The organism is Actinosynnema sp. NPDC023658, from assembly GCF_040639995.1.
In the GTDB taxonomy this organism is placed as follows: Bacteria; Actinomycetota; Actinomycetes; order Mycobacteriales; family Pseudonocardiaceae; genus Actinosynnema.
In genome coordinates, this window is the sequence record NZ_JBFAAX010000330.1 from 1 (window position 1) to 6394 (window position 6394).

The window sequence follows — 6394 nt, forward strand, 5'->3', positions numbered from 1 at the left end:
GAACCGCTGCACCAGGCTGTTGACCGCGCTCCACCGGATCGCGGAGGTGACCTTGCGCTCCAGACCGGCCCGCCCGGAGCCGTCGGACGGTTGAGCCTCGATGGTGCGGGCCTCACCCTCGTACTCGGCGAAGTTCAGCATGAACAGCACGACGGCGTAGGGGTCTTCCGTGCTCTGCACGCAGCCCTTCTCGCCGCCCTTCTTCGCGCCGATGGCGGCGACGACCTCCTCGGGCGTGAGGACGTCGCAGTCCTCGTAGCCCTCGGTCTTCTTCTTCGTGGTGATCTTGACCTTGCCGTTGGGCTGCTGGGCCTGGGTCGTCTTGGGCGACCCGGACGCGCTGCTGTCGCTGGAGGACTTCGGCGAGGAGGTCTTGGTCGAGGACGGCTTGCCGGAGGCGGTCTTCTCACCGGTCGACCCGCCCGCCGCGGCGACCGGGTTGCCGGACACCTTGGTGGCGCAGGCCGACAGGCCGAGCGTGAGCGCCAAGGCCAGCACGGTGGTCAGGGCGGGGACTCGTCGCAGGTGCATGTCTTCTATGACCCCGTTCCGACGTGCGGGGTTCCATCCTCGATGGCCGCAATCCTGGCCCGCCGCGTCTCGGCAGACTCTAAGTCCACGCGGGACGCGCACACGTGCGGGGCGACCAAGCTGTGATCACACCACCGCCCGCCGCGTGGGTTAGGTTGCCGACATGGGCAAGGCAGCCGCTGTCGTCTGGGACGAGTCCTTCCTCGGCTACGACCTGGGCGGGGACCACCCGCTCAACCCCGTCCGGCTGGACCTGACCGTCCGGCTGGCGACCGCGCTGGGCGTGCTGGACGGCGTGGACCTCGTCACGCCGGAGCCGGCGACGGACGCCGAGGTCGAGCTGGTCCACGAGCCGTCCTACCTCAACGCCGTGCGGGCCGCGCCGATGGCCGGCTGGGACGTGGGTCACGGCCTCGGCACCGCCGACAACCCGGTGTTCTCGCGGATGCACGAGGCGTCCGCGCTGGTCGTGGGCGGTTCGCTGGCCGCCGCGCGCCGGATCGCGTCCGGTGACGCGGACCGGGCGGTGAACATCGCGGGCGGGCTGCACCACGCCATGCGCGACCACGCGGCGGGGTTCTGCGTCTACAACGACTGCGCGGTGGCGATCTCGTGGCTGCTGGACCACGGCTTCGACCGGATCGCCTACGTCGACACCGACGTGCACCACGGCGACGGCGTGCAGGCCGCGTTCTACGACGACCCGCGGGTGCTCACGGTGTCGGTGCACCAGAGCCCGCTGAGCCTGTGGCCGGGCACCGGCCGGCCCGCCGAACTGGGCGGCGTCGGCGCGGAGGGCACCAGCGTGAACCTGGCCCTGCCGCCGGGCACCGGCGACCGGGCCTGGCTGCGCGCGTTCGAGGCGACCGTCCCGTCCCTGCTGCGCGCGTTCCGACCGCAGCTGCTGGTCACCCAGTGCGGTGTGGACACGCACCGCGAGGACCCGCTGGCCGACCTCGCGCTCACCGTGGACGGTCATCGCGCCATCTACCGGCGCCTGCGCGAGCTGGCCGAGCAGACCGCGGACGGCCGCTGGCTCGCGCTGGGCGGCGGCGGCTACGAGCTGCTGCGCGTCGTGCCCCGGAGCTGGACGCACCTGCTGGCCACCGTCCTGGACCGGGACGTCGACCCGGACACGCCGCTGCCCGCCGACTGGGTCGCGCACGCCTCCACCCTCGCGCCGGACCGGCCGCTGCCGTCGTCGATGACCGACGGGTCGGACACCTCGTTCGAGCCGTGGGGCGGTCAGCTCGACACCCCGGTCGACCGGGCGGTCCTGGAGACGCGGCGCGCGGCGTTCCCGCTGCACGGCCTGGACCCCGACGACCCGAGGGACTGACGGTGGACCCGTTCGACTACCCGAGGCACTGGGAGGCCGACGTCGTCCTCAGCGACGGCGGCACGGTCCACCTGCGGCCGATCACCCCCGACGACGCGGACAAGCTGCTCGCCTTCCACGGCAGGCTGTCCGAGCGCACCCGGTACTTCCGCTACTTCGGCCCCTACCCGCGGATGCCCCGGCGCGACCTCGAACGCTTCAGCACCGTCGACCACGCCGACCGGGTCGCGTTCACCGCGCTGCTGGGCGACGACATCGTGGCCGTCGGCCGCTACGACCGCCTGGGCGAGTCCGGGTCCGCCGAGGTCGCGTTCGTCGTCGAGGACTCCCACCAGGGCCGCGGGCTGGGTTCGATCCTGCTGGAGCACCTCGCCGCCGCCGCGCGGGAACGCGGGCTGAGCCGGTTCACCGCCGAGGTGCTCGCCGAGAACGGCCAGATGGTGCGGATCTTCCGGGACGCGGGCTACGGCGTGAGCCGCGCGTTCGAGGAGGGCGTGGTGCACCTGGAGTTCGACATCGACCCCACCGAGGAGTCGGTGGAGGTGGCCCGCGCCCGCGAGCAGGCCGCCGAGGCGCGCAGCGTGCACAACCTGCTGCACCCCAGGTCGGTCGCCGTGATCGGCGCGTCCACGGACCAGACCAAGATCGGTCACGCGGTGCTGACGAACCTGCTCGCGGCCGACTTCGCCGGGCCGGTGTACCCGGTGAACGCCGAGCACCGGTCCGTGCGCGGGGTGCGGGCGTACCCGTCGGTGCTCGACATCCCCGACGACGTGGACCTCGCCGTGGTCGCGGTGCCCGCCGCCGGCGTGGACGAGGTGATGGACGCCTGCCTGGCCAAGGGCGTGAAGGCGCTGGTCGTGGTCACGTCCGGGTTCGGCGAGACCGGGCCGGGCGGGTTGAGCGCGGAGCGCAGGCTGGCCGCCGAGGCCCGCGCGCACGGCATGCGGGTGGTCGGCCCGAACGCGCTGGGCGTGCTCAACACCGACGCGGGCGTGCGGTTCAACGCCACCCTCGCGCCGCGGCTGCCCGCCCGCGGTCGCACGGGCTTCTTCTGCCAGTCCGGCGCGCTGGGCACCGCGATCCTGGCCACCGCCGCCGAACGCGGCCTCGGCCTGTCCACGTTCGTCTCCGCGGGCAACCGCTCGGACGTCTCCGGCAACGACCTGCTCCAGTACTGGGAGACCGACCCGGCCACCGACGTGGTGCTGCTGTACCTGGAGTCGTTCGGCAACCCGCGCAAGTTCGCCCGGCTGGCCCGCAGGCTCGGCCGCACCAAGCCGATCGTGGCGGTGAAGTCCGGCCGGCACGCGGTGACGCCCGCGCTGGCCGCGACCTCGGTGCCGGTGGACGAGTCGAGCGTGCAGGCGTTGTTCGAGCAGGCGGGCGTGATCCGGGTCGAGTCGCTGGCCCAGCTGTTCGACACCGCCCTGCTGCTGGCCCACCAGCCGCTGCCGGCCGGGCCGCGGGTCGCCGTGGTGGGCAACTCCACCGCGATCGGGCTGCTGGCCGCCGACACCGCGCTGGCCGAGGGCCTGGAGCTGGCGGGCGATCCGGTGGACGTGGGCGCGCAGGCCGGGCCGGAAGCGTTTGCGGAGGCGGTGCGGCGGGCGCTGGAGAACCCGGACGCGGACGCGCTGGTGGTGGTGTTCGTGCCGCCGCTGGCGGTGCCCGGCACGGCGTTCGCCCGCGCGTTGCGGGAGGTCGTGGAGCGGGGCGGGCGGACCAAGCCGATCGCGTCGACGTTCCTCGCGGTGGAGGGCGTGCCGGCCGAGCTGGCCGTCCCCGGTCCCGGTGGAGCGCCCGGACGGGGTTCCGTGCCGTCGTACCCGAGCCCGGAGCGCGCTGTGCTCGCGTTGGCCCGGGTGACGCGTTACGCGCGTTGGCGGTCCGCGCCGCAGGGCACCTTCGTGCGGCCGGACGGCATCGATCCCGTGGCGGCGCACGCCATCGTCGACTCCCGGGAGCTGGACGAGACCGGCGAGCTGCGGCTGGACGACGAGACGACCGTGCGGCTGCTCGCGTGCTACGGCGTGGAGGTCGTGCCGTTCCGGGTGGTCAGGTCGGCCGACGAGGCGGTGCGCGCGGCGGAGGAGCTGGGCTACCCGGTGGCGATGAAGTCCACCGACGACCGGTTGCGGCACCGCACCGACCTGGTCGGCGTGCGGCTCGACCTGTCCGGCGAGGAGTCCGTGCGCACGGCGTACGCGATGCTCGCCGGGATGTCGGACCGGCCGGACGTCTACGTGCAGCGCATGGCGCCCAAGGGCATCTCGTGCGTGCTCGGCCTCCAGGACGACCCGTCGTTCGGCACGCTGGTGTCGTTCGGGCTGTCCGGGCTGGTCAGCGACCTGCTGGGGGACCGGGCCTACCGGGCGGTGCCGCTGACCGACGCGGACGCCGCAGCGCTGGTCCGCGCGCCCAAGGCCGCGCCGCTGCTGGCGGGCTACCGGGGTGACGAGCCGGCCGACCTGACCGCGTTGCAGGACCTGGTGCTGCGGCTCGCCGCGCTGGCGGAGGACCTGCCCGAGGTGCGGGAGCTGTCCCTGGAACCCGTGCTGGCCAGCGCCGCCGGCGCGTACGTCGGCAACGCCAGGGTGACGCTGGGACCGCCGCCGTCCCGCCACGACACCGGTCCCCGGCGGCTGCGTTCGCCCGGCGGGGCGCGTTGACCGGGTCGTGCCGGTGAGGCGCACCCATCGCCCTTGACCGATCAGGTCTCCTTCTTCTCTGGATTAACTCCCTTGGGCCGCTTAGGTTTCCGGCAACCCGAGGAAGCTCCCGAAAAGGGGAAAAATGGCTCTGGCACCGCTGCGCGCCCTTGTTGTGGCGTGCTGCGCCGCGCTCGTCCTCGCGTCGTGCTCCACCGGTGACGCCACGACCGTCGCCGGCAAGGCGGACAGCTCCGACCAGCTGACCATCGCCGTGGCGTACGACCAACCGGGACTGGGCGTGCGCCGCCTGGACGGCACGTACCGCGGCTTCGACGTCGACGTGGCCCGTTACGTCGCGAAGGAACTGGGGGTGGAGGAATCCGGCATCAAGTTCACCGAGGCGACGCCGTCGGAGCGCGAGAAGCTGCTCACGACCGGCGCCGTGGACCTCGTCGTGTCCAGCTACTCGATCACCGACAAGCGCAAGGAGGTGATCGACTTCGTCGGCCCGTACTTCGTGGCCGGTCAGGACCTGCTGGTCCGGTTGACCGATGAGCGGATCACCGGCCCGGAGTCGCTCGACGCGGGCGGGCTGAAGCTGTGCTCGGTGGCGAACACGACGTCGGCGCAGTACGTGAAGGACCAGTTCGCCCAGGCGGTGCAGCTGGTGGAGTACCCCAACTTCAGCGACTGCGTCACCGCGCTGCTGGCCGAGCAGGTGGACGCGATGACGACCGACGACGTGATCCTCGCCGGGTACGCCGCGCAGAACCCCGAGCTGCTGCGCGTGGTCAACAAGCCGTTCAGCGAAGAGGACTACGGCATCGGCATGCGCAAGGGCGACGAGACCAGCAAGGCGAAGGTCGCCGCCGCCGTTCGGAAGATGATCGACACCGGCGAGTGGCGGAGGTCGTTGGAGGCCAACGTGGGGGCATCGGGTTACGCCATCCCGGACCCGCCCAAGATCGTTCCGTGATCTGGGACCCACTCCGTCAGCGGTCTGACCGGCCCGTACCGACCCGTACGCTCGAGGTGTGCATGCCTCGTACTACGCGCCCCACTACCGGGCCGACGGGCCGGTCCGGGCCGGCATCCCCGAACACGGCCGCATCCCCCGCTACTACGCCGTGAAGACCGAGCTGCTGTGGCTCGTCGACGCGCTGGGGGAGGGCACGGCGCTGCCGTCGGAGCGGGAGCTGGCCGAGCGGTTCTCGGTGTCGCGCGTGACGCTGCGACAAGCCGTGGGCGAGCTGGTGCTGGAGGGCAAGCTGCAACGCCGGCAGGGCAGCGGCACCTACGTCGCGCCGCCGAAGCTGGTGCAGCCGCTATCGCTGCTCAGCTACACCGAGGGCATGCGCCGCCAGGGCGTCGACCCGGCCCGCAGCGTGATCACCGTCGAGCACCTGCCCGCCGACGACGTGCTGGCGCGGGACCTGCGGATCGGGCGGGGTGACGAGGTCGTCCACCTGGAACGCGTGCTGCTGGCCGACGGCGAGCGGATCGGGTTGGAGTCGACCTACCTGTCGGTGGCGAGGTTCCCGACGTTGCTGGAGGTCTTCGACCCTACGACGTCGCTGTACGCGTGCCTGACCGACCGGCTTGGCGTCGTGTTCGCCGAGGCCGAGGAACGGGTGGAGACGGTGCTGGCGACGCCGCGCGAGGCGTTGCTGATCGGCACGAACCCGGCGCAGCCGATGCTGCTGCTGCACCGCGTGTCCCATGACAACGTTGGCGAACCGATCGAGCGGGTGCGCTCGCTGTACCGGGGCGACCGGTTCAGCTTCGTGGCCAGGCTGCGGGCGGAGTGAAGGTCACGCGGCGGTAAACCGCTCGGTGCCCCCTCTCCGGTCCTTTGTGGACCGGAGAGGGG

At 72.6% G+C, this 6394-nt stretch carries 4 protein-coding genes and 1 pseudogene; 4 read left to right on the top strand and 1 reads right to left on the bottom strand.

The genetic code is table 11. The features are described from left to right. Positions 1-531: pseudogene (locus tag AB0G02_RS25525) on the bottom strand (hypothetical protein); the annotation flags it as partial. A gap of 163 nt (positions 532-694) precedes the next feature. Between AB0G02_RS25525 and AB0G02_RS25530 the strand changes: the two are divergent. From AB0G02_RS25530 to AB0G02_RS25545, 4 genes are all read left to right on the top strand, one after another. Further along, the gene (locus tag AB0G02_RS25530) at positions 695-1870 is read left to right on the top strand and encodes an acetoin utilization protein AcuC (protein ID WP_360798156.1); all 1176 of its coding nucleotides are present in this window, start codon (positions 695-697) and stop codon (positions 1868-1870) included. Between the two features lie 2 nt (positions 1871-1872). Continuing rightward, positions 1873-4542, top strand: coding sequence for a GNAT family N-acetyltransferase (locus tag AB0G02_RS25535; RefSeq protein ID WP_360798158.1), 2670 nt, complete (start codon positions 1873-1875; stop codon positions 4540-4542). A gap of 124 nt (positions 4543-4666) precedes the next feature. After that, positions 4667-5500: a glutamate ABC transporter substrate-binding protein gene (locus AB0G02_RS25540; RefSeq protein WP_360798160.1), complete on the top strand. Its 834-nt coding sequence runs from the start codon at positions 4667-4669 to the stop codon at positions 5498-5500. Between the two features lie 58 nt (positions 5501-5558). Next, positions 5559-6332, top strand: coding sequence for a GntR family transcriptional regulator (locus AB0G02_RS25545; RefSeq protein ID WP_360798162.1), 774 nt, complete (start codon positions 5559-5561; stop codon positions 6330-6332). Positions 6333-6394: the final 62 nt, after the last annotated feature.